Below are 15,950 nucleotides of genomic sequence, written 5' to 3'. Positions count from 1 at the left end.
AAATTATGCATCCATTATTCTGCCAAGCACGCTCATAAAGCTTTTGCTAATTAAATATTTATTCAAATTTTTTGCCGCTAAGTGACCTCATAGTGCGATGCAGCACGACATGAGGGCTTGGAGCGGACTTTCGCTTTCAGGCTGATCACAGCGCATCAGGCGCCTTCCCATTTTCGAAACTTCGGCAGCGCGCGGCTTTTTCCGGCTCGCGACGCAAAAGCTTGTGAGCGCCCATGAAGAATCTTTCCATTTCCCGTCAGCTGATCGTGCTCGTGGTGGCCCTTATGGCCGCCTTCGCAGCAGCAACGTTTTACCAGCTGAAATCCGCCACCGACGCGATCTATGAAGAACGCTACGGCATGCTGCGGACACAGGTGCAATCCGCCATTTCCATCCTGCAATCCTTCCACGACAAGGAAAAGGCCGGGACGCTTTCACACGAAGACGCCATGAAGCAGGCCTTCGCCACCGTCAGCGCCATGCGGTTCACCCCGGATGGCTATCTGTTCGGTTACGACTACGACGTGACGATGAAATTCCATCCCGACGCGAAGCGTGTCGGCGAGAACTACAAGGGCAAGCCGGACAGCAAGGGCTTCCAGTATCGTGACGAGCTCGTACGGCTTGGCCGCAACGGCGGCGGCCAGACGGATTTCTACGGTCCGAAGCCCGGCATGGAAGGCAATGACTACGCCAAAAGCTCCTACGCCCTTGCTTTTGAGCCCTGGCAGGTGGTGGTCGTGACCGGCGTTTACATCGATGATCTGAATGCCCAGGTTCGTGGCGAGGTGATGAGGGCGCTGTCCATCGGTGCCGCCATCTTCGTGCTGGCACTTGCCGCCGCCTTCTACGTTATCCGGGGGATCTCGAAGCCGCTCGGCGACATTCACAGGGCGCTGGGTGAAGTCGCCAATGAGAACGTCTCGCTCACCATACCCCATACCGGGCTGACCAACGAGGTGGGCATGATGGCGAAGGCCACGGCCTCGCTTCAGGACAAGGTGCGGGAGCGCCACGCCATGCAGCGCCGGGAGGAAGAACAGCAGCAGCAGCTCAACGCCGAGCGCCAGAACAACCTCGACATGCAGCGCGACGAGGCCGCATTGCAGGCGCGTGTCGTCACCACCATTGGCGAGGCGCTGGAAAAACTCGCCGGCGGTGATCTGACCGTGCGTTGCGCCGATCTCGGCCACCGTTACGCCGCGCTGCGCGACAATTTCAACGAGGCATTGACCCATCTCGACGCCGCCATGGCCAAGGTGAATTCCAAGAGCATCGATATCGGCGGCTCGAAGGAAGAAATCCGCAAGGCTTCCAACGAGCTTTCGCAGCGCACCGAACGGCAGGCGGCAAATCTAGAGGAAACCTCTGCCGCGCTCGACGAGTTGACGGTTGCGGTACGCCAGACGGCTGAAGGTGCAGCCGACGCCGCCAAACGCGTCACGACAGTCAGCTCCGAAGCGATGCGCAGCGACCGGGTGGTGGAAGAAGCGATTGCGGCGATGAGCGGCATCGAACAATCTTCCGATCAGATTTCGAACATCATCGGCGTGATTGACGACATCGCTTTCCAGACCAATCTTCTGGCACTGAATGCGGGCGTGGAAGCGGCGCGTGCCGGGGAAGCGGGCAAGGGCTTTGCCGTGGTGGCACAGGAAGTGCGCGAACTTGCGCAGAAATCTGCCGCCGCCGCCAAGGAGATCAAGGACCAGATCGCCCGCTCTTCCAACCAGGTGGAAAACGGCGTGCGTCTTGTAGGCGAAGCCGGTGACGCGCTGAAACGCATCTCTGACCAGATCAAATCCGCCAACGAGATCGTCGGCAAGATCGCCCATTCGGCGGCCGAACAGGACACGACGCTGCGCTCTATCTCCACATCGCTCAACCAGCTCGACGTCGCCACCCAGCACAATGCGGCGATGGCGGAAGAGACCACGGCTTCGGCGGAAGCGCTGGCCGTCGATACCGAAGAGCTGCTGAACCTCATCCGCGGCTTCCGCGTCTCCTCCGGCAACCAACTCCACGGCATGGCAGAGCAGATGCGCATGGCGGGGTGATAGACGCTGAGGTGATGGATAAACGAAAACGCCGGAGGAAACTCCGGCGTTTTTTGTTTCAACGTGTCAGAGTATCCAGCCGGTCGATATCGGCAGGCGAAAAGACCGCAATTCCCGCTCTTTCAAGCAGCGCCGCCGTCACGCCATTGCCCGCATGTTTGATGCCGGAGAACGAGCCGTCATAGATCGCAACCGATCCGCAGGACGGGCTGCCGTCGATCAACAGCGCGTGCGTGCAGCCATTGGCTTTAGCAAGGGCCAACGCCTTTTCCGCACCGGCAATAAATTCCGCCGTGACATCGCCGCCGGTTACTTCCAGCACCCGGGCGCGGCCTTCCATCACATCGAGACCGGAAGCTCCCTTCTCGATCTCTGCCGGCGGGCGCGGCACGGACATACCGCCCGCCATTTCCGGACAGATTATCACCAGCCTGCCTTCATCCCGCCAGCGGTCTATCGCCGGGTGGACGAGAGTTTTGCCCTTGCCGTCATATCTGACCGGATGGCCGAGAAGGCAGGCGCTGATTAGGATTTTGGTGATCATCAGGCCGCTGCGACAGCGAGATGTATACCCGAGTTCTTCTGAAGCGCTTGAATGACACTAAACAGATTATCGGCCCGGGGATTTCCCTTCGGGCCGAACATGCGCATCAGGCTTTTCGCAGGCACATCCACGTGTTTGGATAAAGTCTCGAAACCGATCGTGGCGTTGATGAAATCTCGCAATACCGACTTGCCGGTTTCGACATCTCCCTCCAGCAACAGTTCCACAGCATCCGACAAGAGAGCCGCCCGGAAGGCTGGGTCTTTTTCCGCCCTCGCCTTGACTGTCTGTTTGAATTCCCGCGTTAGCGCCATGTCAATCACCCATCCCGGCACCCTTGTGGGCGCCCTTCCTGGATTTATAATCCTGCCAAAAGGCCTTGGCCGCTTCGATATCGTTCTGCTGCCGTGCCTTGGTTCCACCAATCAGCAATATCACCAGCTCATCACCGTCACGCCCGAAATAGACACGATATCCGGGGCCATAATCGATCCGGTATTCGAGAACACCGGAGCCAACGGATTTTACGTTGGAGAGATTGCCCTGCCCCATCCGGGTCACGGCCATCGTTACCTTCGACGCTGCACGCGCGTCGATCTTCACGAACCATCGCTCAAATGGGCTCGATCCGTTAGGGTCCAGATATTCAACGACCTTCATGGAGCAATAGTAACATAAACATTACCATTGGCAACCCTGCCTCACCCCGTAATCTTCGAGAAATCCGCAACCGTTCCGGTGGCTTCACGAATGGCCTTCAACAGCGCCAGACGGTTTGCGCGGATGGCCGCGTCCTCATCGTTGACGAGAACATCCTCGAAAAACTTGTCGACGGGCGCGCGAAGCGTCGAAAGCGCCTGCATGGCGGAGCGGAAATCTTCCGTCTCGACGGCCTTTGCGGCATCGGCGGAAGCGGTCTTGATCGCCGCGTAAAGCGCCTTTTCGGCGTCGAGCTTCAGCAGTTCTTCTGAAACGCTGTTCGCAACCACGGTGCCCTTCTTTTCCTCTGCGGCCAGAAGCTGGGTGGCGCGCTTTGCACCGGCCAGCAGGTTCCGGCCATCTTCGCCGGTGATGAAGGCGGTCAGCGCCTCGACACGGCGGGCGATCATCAGCAGATCGTCAGACTCCGGTGTCAGGACTGCATCGATCAGATCGTAGCGGGCGCCAAGATCGCGCAGATAGACCTTCAGGCGGTCGTGGAAGAAGGAAAGGAGGTCAGTATCCTTCGCGACGCTCAAGAGAGGCAGGCGCACGTTCTTTTCAAGCAGAATACGAACCACGCCCAGCGCCGCACGGCGCAGTGCGAAGGGATCCTTCGAACCGGTAGGCTTTTCATCGATGGCCCAGAAGCCGACGAGCGTGTCGAGTTTGTCGGCGAGAGCAACCGTGATCGCCACCTTGTCGGCTGGCAGGCGGTCGGAGGGACCCTGCGGCTTGTAGTGATCCTCGATCGCCGCGGCGACACTTTCGTTTTCGCCCTGCAAGGTTGCGTATTTTCGGCCCATCAGGCCCTGAAGCTCGGGGAATTCGCCGACGGCTTCGGTGCGCAGGTCGGCTTTCGCCAGCACCACGGCGCGGTCCACCAGAGCAGCATCGGCACCGACGACGGGGGCCAGAGCCTTGGCCAGTTCGCGAATGCGCGCCACACGCTGCCCTTGAGTGCCGAGCTTGGCATGGAAGGTAACGTTCAGCGCATCGAGCTTGGCCATGCGCTGGTCGAGCGGCTTCTTGAGATCGAGGCCAAATTTCGCAGCCGAATCCTTGAGCGTCTCCAGATCGGGCAGATCGCCCTGGTCACGGTTCCAGAAATGGCGGGCATCCGACAGGCGGGCGCGGACGACCTTGCCGTTGCCATGGATGATTTCCTTGCCGCCGTCGCTTGCCTCGATGTTCGAGATGAGGATGAAGCGGTTGGAAAGACCCTCTTCCGCACCCTGATTGCGGGTGACGAAACACTTCTGGTTGGTCTTGATGGTCAGCCGGATGATTTCCGCCGGGATCTGCAGATAATCCTCCTCGAAAGTGCCCATCAGCACCTGCGGCCATTCGACGAGGCCGGAGACTTCTTCCAGCAGGCCTTCGTCTTCCACCAGCTCAAGGCCGTTGGCAAATGCCAGATCCTTGGCATCGTGCAGGATGATATCCTTGCGGCGGTCGGCATCGAGAATGACCTTCGCCTTTTCAAGGCTGGAGACATAATCCTCGAAACGGCGCACGGTGATCGGACCCGGCGCATGGAAACGGTGGCCATAGGTGACGTTGCCAGCGACGATGCCGTCGATGACAAAGGGAATGACCTGGGTTTCGTCATGTTCGGGGCCGAACAGGCAGACGATGGATTGCAGCGGGCGCACCCAGCGCAGGCTCTCCGAGCCCTTGCCTTCGATGCCGGCATAGCTGGAACCCTTCGGCATGGAGGCCGGGCCGGAGCGCATGGATTTCGGCCAGGGGAAGGAGCGGATGATGCCGGGCATCACCTCGGCGATGATCTCTTCCGCCGGGCGGCCGGGCTTGTTGATGATGGCGATGTAGAAATCGCCTTTCTTCGGATCGGAAACGACCTGAGCTTCGGAGACATCATTAAGGCCAGCGCCGCGCAGAAAGCCCTCAATCGCCTTTTCGTTGGCATCGGTGCGCGGACCCTTCTTTTCCTCACGCACATCGGCGGAGCGGGCATTGAGGCCGCGAATATCCAGCGTCAGGCGGCGCGGCGTCCAATATTCGCGCGCACCCTCATAGGTCAGCCCTCTCTCCACCAAGGCGTCAGTGACGAGTTTCTTCAGATCGCCCGCCGCCTTGCGCTGCATGCGTGCGGGGATTTCCTCGGAGCGAAGTTCAAGCAGAAGATCGGGCATGGGATAAGGACTTTAATCTGTTGCAAAAGAGTGTCGCGGACTTAGCAAGACCAGCGGCAAAAGTCATCAGCTATCGGTTAAATTACCGCCGGTGGACGTTACCAGCCGCCACCACCACCGCCGCCGCCGCCCGAACCGGAAGAACCACCGCCACCGCCACCTGAAAAGCTGGAGGAAGATGAGCTGACAGGCTGGGGAATGGTGGAAGCGATTGTATTCGCCATGGAAGTGGAGAACCCACCAATCCGGTCTCCGAAGCTGCCGTAATTGCTGCCCAAATACCAGCCGGGCGCATAACTTGCCGCGGCGGCACCAGCGGCGGCTGTCGCGAGCCAGGTCTCGAAGGTACGGCTCCAGGGTTTTTCCACGCCGAGCGCGACCGCATAGGGCAGCAATGTCTCAAAATGCTGCGGCGACATGGCGGGGGCATCCGCCATATTCATCCGGTCCTTTTCCGCCAGCGTCAGATAGGTTCTGAGGCCCTCGATGCCGTCCATCAGCTTGCGGCCGAGCGGCGTCGGCGCACCCATCAGGAACAGGAACAGCGCGTTGGTAAGCACGATGCCGCCGATGGCAGCCAGCGCCAGCGACTTGGTGTCATGCGTCACATCCAGCAGGATCTGTGTGGCAATGCCGCCAATGACCGAAAAAGCCACAAAACCGGCAAAGGCCAGCATGACGATGCCGCCGATGCGCTTGCTCAACGACGCACCACGCGAGAACTGTCGGCCGATGCCGATCGACAGGATGCTGAAGAAGAAGGCGAAAAAGCCGAAGACCAGCACGGCGGCAATGGCGCTTTCATCGAGATCACCGAACACCAGCGTCGCGACGATGATGGCGACGCTGAAGAAGATGCCGAAAACGATGTAACCGGCGTTGCTGCGGTAATATTTGCCGCGGTGCTCTTTCTCTATCGCCGCGCGAAACTGCTTGCCGACTTTTTCGACTTCCGTTCCATGCGCCTTGTCGATGGTGAGCGTCTCGCCCGGACCACCGATGGAGGACAACAGCGTCTTCTGCCCGCTCGGCAACTCCGCCCCAGCCTGCTTTTGCGTGCGGCGGATGACGATGGAGTTCTTCAGATCCTCCAGAACGACATAACCCTTGACCGCCAGATCAAGTGCCGAGGCGGACAGCGCTGTCCAGCCTGCGCCGGAAAAACCCCTGTTATCAACGTAATTGACCAGAGCCGGCGAAAGCCCCTCCGGTGCATCCCAGCGCGGCACGACTACACCCTTGGCCGGATCACGGCCGACCGCGAACCATGCTCGCAGATAATAGAGCAGCACTGCGAAAAGCCCGCCGCCCGAAAGCAGGATGGCAAGATTGTCACGTAGCCACCAACCGGCCTCCTGGGAGGAGGCGGGGGCGGCAATGGCGCCCTTCGGTAACTTCACGGCAACTGTCATGCCCTCGCCCACTGAAAACGGGCGGGTAGAGGCAAAAAACACCTCGTTGCCTTCGCTCAAAATGCGCGCATCCTTGCCCTTGGCACCGAGTGGACCGGTGAAAACGGCAGTACCGGTAGCCTTCACGCCCTGTGGCAAAGTGATGGTGGCTGAAATCTCACCCATCGGAAACTGCCAGCCATTGCCGGTGACATTCCAGGTGAGTTCGTCATAGTCGCTGAAATAACGGATCTGCCGGGCGGTGGTGTAGGTGATCTGGAAGATATGCTCGCCGGTCGGAAGAAAACGGTCGGCGCTGCCGGTATAAATGCGGATGCCGCCATCGATATTCTCGGTGCGCCAGTTCTCCGGCGCGCCATCGCGCTCCACGGAAACGACGTTAAAATCCACCTTGGTGCGTCGGTTATTCGCATCCAGCGCATAAAGCGGGAAATCGCGAAAGATGCCGCGCTTGATGTTCTGGCCTTCGGCACGGGCGGTGATGGTTTCCGTCACCGTCAGTTCGCCACTCTTCGCAACCTCGACGACGGAATGATAGGAGCGGATGAATTCTTCCGCAAAGGCCGGGCAGGCCGCGCCCAGGAAGACAAGCAGCGCGAGAAGTCTTGCGGCGATGGTCTTCACGGGGCGGTCTCCTCCAGCCGGTTTCAGTGCTGCGGCTCGGCAGCACTTTCCTTTTCGGTATAGTCGACGCCGAGCGAGGCGAGCGCCTTCCAGTAGCCCGGATAGGTCTTGCCAACGCAGGCAGGGTTCTGGATGGCGATGCCGCCGATCTTCAGCGCCGCCAGCGCAAAGCTCATGGCGATGCGGTGATCGGCAAAAGTATCGATGGAGGCATCGACCGTCTGACCAGCGAGCGCCGGATCGGCATGCACGATCAGGTCGTCGCCTTCCTCATGCGCCAGACCGTTGCGGATTTCGTTGAGGCCGAGCGAGACGGCACGGATACGGTCACATTCCTTCACACGCAGATTGGCAATGCCGACGAAACGTACCGGCGTTTCGTTGAACGCGGCGAGAACGGCGATGGTCGGAATGGCGTCCTGCATCTGCGAACCGTCGATTTCAGCGGGCAGGTGCGGAAACTGCGCCATGACCTCATAGGCCTTGGCATCCGGCTGGGTGAACTTGTCGGCGGGCGTGCCGATGTCGATCGCACCGCCGGTCAGAAGTTCCGCGCCCCAGAGATAGGTGGCGGCGGATGCATCCGGTTCGATGTGGAAATCGGTCGCGGTATAGCCGGTCGGATTCACGCGCCAGATGGCGTTGCTAACTCGCTCAATCTTCGCACCGAAAGCTTCCATGGCTGATGTTGTGAGATCGATATAACCCTTCGCGCCGATTTCCTCGCCCTTGAGGATGATATCAACGAACTTGTCGCCGCAGGCGGCCGCCATCAGAAGTGCCGACACATACTGGCTGGAGAGGTTGGCATCGATGGTGACGCTGCCCTTCGGGAAACCCATGCCCTTGCCCCGCACGGTAACTGGCGGGCAGCCGGTCGGCGCATCCGCTTCGACGCCGAGGGCGCGCAGCGCTTCCACCAGCGGCATGATCGGGCGTTTGCGCATGTGCTCGTCGCCATCGATGATGACGGCGCCATCCACCAGTGCTGCAGCCGCAGTCAGGAACCGAGTGGCTGTGCCGGCATTGCCGAGAAAAAGCGGCTTTTCCGGCTGCTGAAGCACGCCTGTACCCTCCACCACGAAGGTCGTGGCGTCAGGTTCTGTCACCTTAACTCCCATGGCGCGCAGGGCTTCGGCCATATAGAGCGTATCATCGCTCTTCAACGCGCCGGTTAGGCGGCTTTTTCCCTTGGCGAGGCCAGCCAGCAGAAGCGCGCGGTTGGTGATGGATTTGGAGCCGGGCGGCTCTACCTTGCCGGAAAGCGGGTGGCCGGGCGGGGTGATGGTCAGTTCGATCATGATCGTCGTCTTGTCAAAGAATGCGGCAGAGAGCCGGGATACAGGAATGTCGGCGGGAGGACTTGGCCCCTGGGAACGGTTGCCTTAGAATTTCACGGTCGGCACGGCGCGGTCTGCCGGGTTTTCGATCTCGAAGTAAGGCGCCTTGGCAAAACCGAACTGGCCGGCGATCAGATTGGATGGGAAGCTTTCCACCCTGACGTTCAGATCGCGCGCGGCGCCATTGTAATAGCGGCGCGACATCTGCAGTTCGCCCTCGATGGTTTCCAGCGAGCGCTGCAATTCCAGAAAGTTCGTATTGGCTTTCAGATCGGGATAGGCTTCAGCGAGCGCAAAGAGCTTGCCGAGCGCCTGTGACAGCATGCCTTCCGCCTGGGCGCGGCCTTCGACATCGCCAGCCGGTACGGCCTGGGCCCGGTTGCGCATGGCAATCACCTCCTCGAAGGTGCTTTTTTCATGCGCCGCGTAACCCTTCACGGTCTCGATGAGATTGGGAATGAGATCGGCGCGGCGTTTCAACTGCACATCGATGCCCGACCACGCCTCTTCCTTCATCTGCCGCGCCTTGACGAGGCCGTTATAGATGAAGACGACATAGAGCGCGATTGCCGCGATGATTGCCAGCGTGATGAACATTCCCGACCCCTCCTCAAGAGGCGCGAGCGCCGCAACGGCACCCGCACGTTAGACTGTTGCCCCGCCTTACATAAAGGTTCAGGCGGCCCTGTTCCAGTTCAACCCGCCCGCATCCGTGAGCAGGAAGGCTTCGCCGCAGGCTTTCGCCAGCGTGCGCACGCGCAGGATATAACTCTGGCGTTCCGTCACCGAGATCACGCCGCGCGCATCCAGCAGGTTAAAGACATGGCTTGCCTTGATGCACTGGTCATAGGCCGGGAACACGCATTTATGCAGGCGCTGATTGTCATCATCACCCGGCGCACCGGCGGCGAGAAGCGCCAGGCATTCCTTTTCCGCGTCGATGAAATGACGATGCAGCATGCCGGTGTCGGCAAATTCGAAATTATGGCGGGAGTATTCCTGCTCGGCCTGCAGGAAGACGTCACCATAGGAGATCTTCTCTTCACCCTCGCGGCCGTTGAAGTTGAGGTCGTAGACATTGTCGACGCCCTGAACATACATGGCCAGACGCTCCAGACCGTAGGTCAGTTCGCCAGCGACCGGCGAGCATTCGATGCCGCAGACCTGCTGGAAGTAGGTGAATTGCGACACTTCCATACCGTCGCACCAGCACTCCCAGCCGAGACCCCAGGCGCCGAGCGTCGGGCTTTCCCAGTCGTCTTCGACGAAGCGCACATCATGCAGCAGCGGATCGAGACCGATGGCCTTCAGCGAACCGAGATAGAGTTCCTGAAGGTTGGAAGGGTTGGGCTTCAGAATGACCTGATATTGGTAATAATGCTGCAAACGGTTGGGGTTTTCACCGTAGCGACCATCAGAAGGCCGGCGCGAGGGTTGCACATAGGCAGCCTTCCACGGCTTCGGTCCCAGCGCGCGCAGCGTCGTTGCCGGATGAAACGTACCCGCGCCCACTTCCATATCATAGGGCTGCAATACCGCGCAGCCCTTGTCGGCCCAGTAATTGTGCAGCGTCAGGATCAGCGCCTGAAAGGAACGCTTGGGGTTCATATGGTCTGGAATATCGGTCATTGCAGTCATCGCGGCGTTGTGAGGATAAGTAAGCACTGACTTACTTCGGATGCGGACTGGTGCCACGGCATGGCGAAGGGGTCAAGGATTTATGCGTGGAGACACCGGCTTACGTCTCATCCTCACGCTTCACGCGGTATTCGCCGGTTTCGGGATCCTTGATCAGCGTGCCGATGGCGCCGGTTTCGCGTTCCTTTTCGCGCTGCTTCGATTTTGCCGAAAGCTTTTCCGCATCGCGAACGAAGCGGCGGTAGAGGATGACGGATCCCACCACCAGAAGAACAATTGTAATAAGCTGCGCCATAAGGCCCTATTCCTGCGACATCATAGACCGAAACGCGACCACAATGCCTTTTCTTCGGCAACTTCCGCAAGTCCCGAGACGGCGCCTGCCGCAAGCCTTTCGGCATTGAGGCCGAGTGCCGCATTCACGCCCGGCACTTTTTTTCCGAACAGCGAGCGCCCGCCGGTGACGAGCTGAAGCTTGACCTTCGTCCCGTAACGGCGGCGCAGAACTTCCCTCATGTCGCCCAAGCCGTCGATCAAGCCGAGATCCAGGCCACGCATACCGGTCCAGAACAGGCCGGAGAAGACCGTCTCATCACCCTTCAGTTTTGCACCGCGGCGCATCTTGACCATATCGATGAAAACATTGTGGATTTCGACCTGAAGCGACTTCAGATATTCGATATCGCCCTCTTTTTCCGGCTGGAAGGGATCGAGGATGACCTTGTTCTCGCCGGCCGTATAGACGCGGCGCTCCACCCCGATCTTCTTCAGCATTTCCGGGAAACCAAAACCACCGGAAACGACGCCGATCGAACCGACGATAGAGGTGGGGTCGGCGATGATCTCGTCGCCGGCAAGCGCGATCATGTAGCCACCGGAGGCCGCCACATCCTCAACGAAGATCAGGACCTTCTTGTCCTTTTCCTCGGCAAGCTGGCGGATGCGATTATAGATCATTCGCGCCTGCACCGGCGAGCCACCGGGAGAATTCACGGAAATGGCGACAGCTGGCGCGTCCTTGATGGCAAAGGCCTTTTCCAGCAGCGGTGCGTAGGAGGCAAGATTGAGAGCGGGGCGGAACTGGTTGCCGCCAGCCATGATGGCGCCATGCATGCGCACAACCGGGATGACGAGTTCTTTTTTGCGAAAGCGCTTCGGCACCAGATACTTCAGAAAACCCACAATTCACTCCTCGCAGCATTTGCCTGTTCGTCACGGATGTATGTATTGCCCTGCAAAACACAATGGTTTGCGGCCGGAGGAACGGCGAATTTATAGGCCAGGCCCGATTGCCTTTACATTACGGCGATAGGCGGTGCGGCCATTATTCAGGTCATCCACGATGGGCGTGAAGGCATGGCTGCCGGTCTCGTGCATGACGAGCGGCGCCCGGAACGACAGCCGCGCCCGTGACCCCTTGATCGCGGTTACGAGCATGCGCACCGCGTCCTCGCCGGGGCGTGGGTGGATGAGTGTGATCTCGATGCCGCCGAAACGGCTGCCACAGGCGGCAATGATCTCCGCCACCGATTGCGGCCGTGCAATAAGGGAAAGCTGCCCGCCTGGAACCGTGATCGCACCTGCGGTCCTGATCCAGTCCTCGAACAGGCCCTCCGTCATGGCGTGGGCCTCAGCCTTCAGCGCATCGGGCGTGCGGCGGTCACCTGCATCATTATAGGGCGGGTTCATGATGACGTGGTGAAAATGCCCGTCCGGCAGTCCGGCCTCGACGCGCGCCTTGCCACGCAGTGTCACGTCGGCCTCACGCACGCTGATACGGGCGGAAAAAGCGGCATTTTGCGGCAATGCCAGGCTGCGGCGGGCAAATTCCACCATTTCCGGCGAACGTTCGAACAGGGTCACTTCGGCCTTTTCAAGCCGCGTGGCAACCGCGAAACCTGCCGCGCCCGCCCCCGCGCCGAGATCGGCTATGCGGCAGGCGCGCTCGTCCGCCACCATCGAGGCAAGAAGCATGGCGTCCATGCCGGCGCGGTGCCCCCTGCCCTTGGGCTGGAGAATGTGAAAACGGCCCCGGTGAAACGCATCCAAAGTTTCCGAAATCTCGCCGCCCACGTTCGTTTACGCCTCTTCGTTGCGCAATTCGTCGCCCAGACCGGCATCCACGAGAATGCGGCGGGCCTCACCGGCGCGGTCTTCCTCCACCAGGAACCGTCGGGGCAAAAGACCGAGCGAACCTTCCAGAATGCTCATTGCCTGATCGGCGACAAGGCAATGGATGCCAGCGTCCTTCATCAGGCTTTCGGCGAAGGATAACAGCACGGCATCGTTGGTACGGATCAGTTCACGCATGGATAAGCCCCAAATTCCCATTTTTTTGAATGGCTAGCGGCAATTCGCCCCTTGCCGCGACAGGCGCCAGTTTTTATTGTCGAACTCAAATTCGAACAGGAGTCCTGTCCCTTGGGCGTCGTCATACCGCTTGAAGAAAGCAAAAACAAACTCGCATCCGTCAAGCCGCTTGTCGACCTGACCCGTGCCGACATGGAACGGGTGAACCAGCTTATCCTTTCCAGAGCCGGTTCCGATGTCCAGATGATACCTGAGGTGGCCAACCATCTGATCTCGTCCGGAGGCAAACGCCTGCGGCCGATGCTGACGCTGGCCTCTGCCTCGATGTTCGGTTACGAGGGCGACCACCATATCAAGCTCGCCACCAGCGTGGAATTCATGCACACGGCGACGCTGCTGCATGACGACGTGGTGGATGAAAGCGATCTGCGCCGTGGCAAGTCCACCGCCCGCACCATCTGGGGCAATCAGGCAAGCGTTCTCGTCGGCGACTTCCTGCTCGGCCAAGCCTTCCGCATGATGGTGGACGTCGGCTCGCTGGATGCGCTCGATGTGCTGTCCACCGCCGCTTCGGTCATCGCCGAGGGCGAAGTGCTGCAGCTTTCGGTCGCCAAGAACATGGAAACGACCGAGGACGATTATCTGCAGGTGATTCGCGCCAAGACGGCCGCCCTTTTTGCAGCGGCCGCGGAAGTTGGCCCCATCGTCGCCAAAACCGACAAGGCAAGCCGCAGCGCGCTGAAATCCTACGGCATGAATCTCGGCCTCGCCTTCCAGCTCGTTGACGACGTGCTGGATTACGGTGGCAAATCCGCCGATCTCGGCAAGAATACGGGTGACGATTTCCGTGAGGGCAAGATCACCCTGCCAGTCATCCTGTCCTATCGCCGCGGCACGCAGGATGAGCGCGCCTTCTGGCGCAACGCCATCGAAAACGGCGAAAGCAGCGACGAGAACCTCGAAAAGGCGCTCGGCCTCATCACCAAATACAACGGTCTTGGCGATACGATCGGCCGCGCCACGCATTACGGCACCATTGCCCGCGATGCGCTTGCACCGCTGCCGGAAAGCCCGTGGAAAAACGCGCTTCTGGAAGTCATTGACTTCTGCATCGAGCGTCTCAACTGACGCTGGAGGCCTCAGGCAAACGGCGGATGGACAAGACCGTCCGCCGCTGTTTCGGACTGGGTGTCCGGCAAGGGGAGATTGTGGCGCGGGCCATAATTTCTTGCGGGGTTGCTTCAAAAAAGCCATTCTATCGTGACCAAACAATGGAAACTGATTTTTCCGTGCTTCTGCACAAAGGCAAAGGTTCCCTCATGCGGCGTAAACCAGCACTTCGTCTTCTCTGCAGCGCGGCTCTTGCCGCCGCTCTCGCACTTGGCGCGGGTGCAAGCCCCGGCTTTGCGGAGACGAAAACGGAAGCCAAGGCCGTTACTTTCGATCCTGCCAAGGTAAATACCTTCTCCGGCGCATTCCTTGCCGCGCGCAATGCCGATGTCGATCAGGATTACCCCACCGCGATTTCGCTCTACAAGAAGGCGCTGGAATTCGATCCGGCCAATTCGGAAATCCGCCAGCGCCTGATGATCGCCGAACTGTTGAGCGGCAATTTCGAGGCTGGCGCCAAGATTGCCGATTCGATGAAGGACGATACCTCCGTCGAACGCGTGACGACCATCGTGCGCGGCCTCGACGCCATCAAGGACAAGGAATTCGTCAAGGCCGAGAAAATCCTGAAATATACCGGCCCGAACGATCTCGACCGCATGGTCAACACGCTTCTGACGGCATGGGCGCGCGCCGGTTCAGGCAAGCCCAAGGAAGCGCTGGCCCTCGTCAACAACATGAAGGGTCCGGGCTGGATTTCGATTTTTCAGAAATACAATGCTGCGGCGATCGCCCTTGTCTCCGGCAACACAGATGCTGCCCGCAAGAGCCTCAATGAGGCCGTGACGGATCGTGAAGGCGGGGCAACCGCTTCCGACACCTATATGCGCGCGGTGATGGCGCTTGCACGGCTGGAGGCTTCAGCCGGCAACAAGCAGAAGGCGCTGGACGCAATTGCGGTCGGCGACACTTTTGCGCCGAACTATGCGCCGCTCAAAGCGCTTCGCCAATCCATCGAGAAGGGCGAGAAGCCGCCGCAGCAGATCACCAATGCCGTTGAAGGCGCGGCTTCCGTGATGTTTTCCATCGCGGGCGCGCTGAACCGCGAAGGTGCCGAAGAGATCGTCACGCTTTACCTTCAGACCTCGCGGGCGCTCGATCCGCAAAGCGCCGATACGCTGATCCTTCTCGGCGGACTTGCCGAGGCGATGAAACAGCCCGACCGCGCCATCGCCTTCTACCGCGACGTGCCGAAGGATTCGCCGATGCACCGCATCTCCGAGCTGCAGCTCGGGCTGACGCTGGCGCAGACGGGCAAGGTGGAGGAAGCGCGCAACCACCTGCAATCCCTGCTGCAATCCGATCCGAAGGATATCCGTTCTTACCTCGCCTATGGCAGCGTGCTTTCCGACGCCAAGGACTACAAGGCCATGGCCGAAAACTACGACAAGGCTGTCGAGGTGATCGGTGCCGTACCGCAGAAGTCGGACTGGACCGTGTTCTTCCAGCGCGCCATCGCCCATGAGCGCCTGAAGGAATGGGACAAGGCCGAGCCGGACTTCAAGCGTGCGCTCGAACTCAACCCGGAACAGCCGCAGGTGCTGAACTATCTCGGCTATTCCTGGGTGGACAAGGGTATCAACCTCGACGAAGCGATGAAGATGATCAGCCGCGCGGTCGAGCTTCGGCCCAATGACGGCTATATCGTCGATTCGCTTGGCTGGGCGCATTTCCGGCTGGGCGCATTTGACCAGGCCGTGACCGAACTGGAGCGGGCAATCGAGCTAAAGGCCGGCGATCAGACCATCAACGATCATCTGGGCGATGCCTACTGGCGTGTCGGTCGCAAGATCGAGGCCGTGTATCAGTGGAACCGCGCACTGATTGGCGACAATGACGATCTGGACAAGGCCAAGGTGAAGGAAAAGATTGCCAACGGCCTGCCGCCGCTGGAAAAGGACGCCGAAAACACCGCCAAGAAGGAGGCCGCGCCGCAGCCGCCGGCTCCGCCAGCACCGGCCCCTGTTGCCCCTGCCCCGGATAAGAAATCCTGACGCGAC

15 protein-coding genes are annotated in these 15,950 nt (G+C 59.9%); 3 read left to right on the top strand and 12 right to left on the bottom strand.

The window, feature by feature from the left end:
* Nucleotides 1-233: 233 nt before the first annotated feature.
* Nucleotides 234-2,057, top strand: coding sequence for a methyl-accepting chemotaxis protein (locus RBH71_RS15630; protein ID WP_003515192.1), 1,824 nt, complete (start codon nt 234-236; stop codon nt 2,055-2,057).
* Between the two features lie 58 nt (nt 2,058-2,115).
* Here RBH71_RS15630 and RBH71_RS15625 read toward each other — a convergent pair whose 3' ends face one another.
* The 12 genes from RBH71_RS15625 to RBH71_RS15570 all read right to left on the bottom strand — a co-directional run bounded on the left by RBH71_RS15625 (nt 2,116) and on the right by RBH71_RS15570 (nt 12,780).
* Nucleotides 2,116-2,601, bottom strand: coding sequence for a DUF523 domain-containing protein (locus RBH71_RS15625; RefSeq protein WP_003515191.1), 486 nt, complete (start codon nt 2,599-2,601; stop codon nt 2,116-2,118).
* The gene (locus RBH71_RS15620; protein WP_003515190.1) at nt 2,601-2,915 is read right to left on the bottom strand and encodes a DNA-binding protein; all 315 of its coding nucleotides are present in this window, start codon (nt 2,913-2,915) and stop codon (nt 2,601-2,603) included. Before RBH71_RS15620 ends, RBH71_RS15625 begins: the two co-directional genes overlap by 1 nt.
* A gap of 1 nt (nt 2,916) precedes the next feature.
* Nucleotides 2,917-3,204 carry a type II toxin-antitoxin system RelE/ParE family toxin gene (locus RBH71_RS15615; RefSeq protein ID WP_416349577.1) on the bottom strand — a complete coding sequence of 96 codons (288 nt, stop codon included), beginning with the start codon at nt 3,202-3,204 and terminating at the stop codon, nt 2,917-2,919.
* Between the two features lie 98 nt (nt 3,205-3,302).
* Nucleotides 3,303-5,456: a glycine--tRNA ligase subunit beta gene (gene glyS, locus RBH71_RS15610; RefSeq protein ID WP_003515188.1), complete on the bottom strand. Its 2,154-nt coding sequence runs from the start codon at nt 5,454-5,456 to the stop codon at nt 3,303-3,305.
* A 98-nt stretch (nt 5,457-5,554) separates the two neighbouring features.
* Nucleotides 5,555-7,492, bottom strand: coding sequence for a DUF2207 domain-containing protein (locus tag RBH71_RS15605; RefSeq protein WP_003515187.1), 1,938 nt, complete (start codon nt 7,490-7,492; stop codon nt 5,555-5,557).
* 23 nt (nt 7,493-7,515) lie between these two features.
* Nucleotides 7,516-8,793: a 3-phosphoshikimate 1-carboxyvinyltransferase gene (gene aroA / locus RBH71_RS15600; protein ID WP_003515184.1), complete on the bottom strand. Its 1,278-nt coding sequence runs from the start codon at nt 8,791-8,793 to the stop codon at nt 7,516-7,518.
* 84 nt (nt 8,794-8,877) lie between these two features.
* Nucleotides 8,878-9,429 (bottom strand): LemA family protein, encoded by a 552-nt coding sequence (locus RBH71_RS15595; protein WP_003515183.1) that lies wholly within the window; start codon nt 9,427-9,429, stop codon nt 8,878-8,880.
* A 78-nt stretch (nt 9,430-9,507) separates the two neighbouring features.
* Nucleotides 9,508-10,470 (bottom strand): glycine--tRNA ligase subunit alpha, encoded by a 963-nt coding sequence (locus tag RBH71_RS15590; RefSeq protein ID WP_013635520.1) that lies wholly within the window; start codon nt 10,468-10,470, stop codon nt 9,508-9,510.
* Nucleotides 10,471-10,570: 100 nt separating this feature from the next.
* On the bottom strand, nt 10,571-10,765 hold the full coding sequence (locus tag RBH71_RS15585) for an NfeD family protein (protein WP_003515179.1): 195 nt from the start codon (nt 10,763-10,765) through the stop codon (nt 10,571-10,573).
* A 20-nt stretch (nt 10,766-10,785) separates the two neighbouring features.
* On the bottom strand, nt 10,786-11,655 hold the full coding sequence (locus RBH71_RS15580; RefSeq protein ID WP_025592532.1) for a S49 family peptidase: 870 nt from the start codon (nt 11,653-11,655) through the stop codon (nt 10,786-10,788).
* 87 nt (nt 11,656-11,742) lie between these two features.
* The gene (locus RBH71_RS15575) at nt 11,743-12,543 is read right to left on the bottom strand and encodes a tRNA1(Val) (adenine(37)-N6)-methyltransferase (RefSeq protein WP_003515175.1); all 801 of its coding nucleotides are present in this window, start codon (nt 12,541-12,543) and stop codon (nt 11,743-11,745) included.
* A gap of 6 nt (nt 12,544-12,549) precedes the next feature.
* The gene (locus tag RBH71_RS15570; protein ID WP_003515173.1) at nt 12,550-12,780 is read right to left on the bottom strand and encodes a DUF2007 domain-containing protein; all 231 of its coding nucleotides are present in this window, start codon (nt 12,778-12,780) and stop codon (nt 12,550-12,552) included.
* Between the two features lie 111 nt (nt 12,781-12,891).
* Between RBH71_RS15570 and RBH71_RS15565 the strand changes: the two genes are divergently transcribed.
* Nucleotides 12,892-13,908, top strand: coding sequence for a polyprenyl synthetase family protein (locus RBH71_RS15565; protein WP_003515172.1), 1,017 nt, complete (start codon nt 12,892-12,894; stop codon nt 13,906-13,908).
* A 191-nt stretch (nt 13,909-14,099) separates the two neighbouring features.
* Entirely contained in the window at nt 14,100-15,944 is a 1,845-nt protein-coding gene (locus RBH71_RS15560) for a tetratricopeptide repeat protein (protein ID WP_013635516.1), read from the top strand.
* The last annotated feature ends 6 nt before the right edge of the window (nt 15,945-15,950 follow it).

The organism is Rhizobium sp. AN68 (assembly GCF_030758035.1).
Lineage (GTDB): Bacteria > Pseudomonadota > Alphaproteobacteria > Rhizobiales > Rhizobiaceae > Agrobacterium > Agrobacterium tumefaciens.
This window is presented reverse-complemented; position numbering and strand designations above follow the sequence as displayed.